Raw genomic sequence first — 472 nt, forward strand, 5'->3', positions numbered from 1 at the left:
GCCCTGGCCGGTCATGAAGCGGGCTTGATCCGAGCAGAGGAACACGACGACGTCGGCGACATCCTCCGGCAGCTCGAGCCGGCCGAGCGGCGTCTGCGCAATATAGTCGGCGACCACCCGTTCGGGCGTGACTTGCCGCAGATGCGCCTCCCATTCGACTTCGCGCGACTGCATGCCGGTCTTGACGAACCCCGGACAGACGGCATTGACGCGTATCCCCTTGGGCGCGAGCTCGCGGGCAAAGGCCTGCGTCCAGCCGAGCACGGCGAACTTGGATGCCGAATAATGCGCCAGGAGCGGCGCACCGACCTTCGCGGCAAGCGAGGCGGTGTTGACGATGCAGCCCGTGCCCTGCTTGACAAAGTGCCGTCCAGCGATCTGATTTGCCAGGAATACACCGCGGGAATTGACCGAAAAGTTGAAGTCCCACTCCTCATCGGTCAGATCGAGCGCGTGCTGCATGGTGGACACG

The 472-nt window shown here is 64.2% G+C and carries 1 protein-coding gene; it reads right to left on the reverse strand.

The window, feature by feature from the left end:
* Window positions 1-472, reverse strand: a 472-nt coding sequence (locus EN991_RS39395; RefSeq protein ID WP_164769822.1) for an SDR family oxidoreductase, incomplete at both ends; no start/stop codon positions are given.

This window comes from Mesorhizobium sp. M7A.F.Ca.US.005.03.2.1, assembly GCF_003997795.1.
Lineage (GTDB): Bacteria > Pseudomonadota > Alphaproteobacteria > Rhizobiales > Rhizobiaceae > Mesorhizobium > Mesorhizobium ciceri.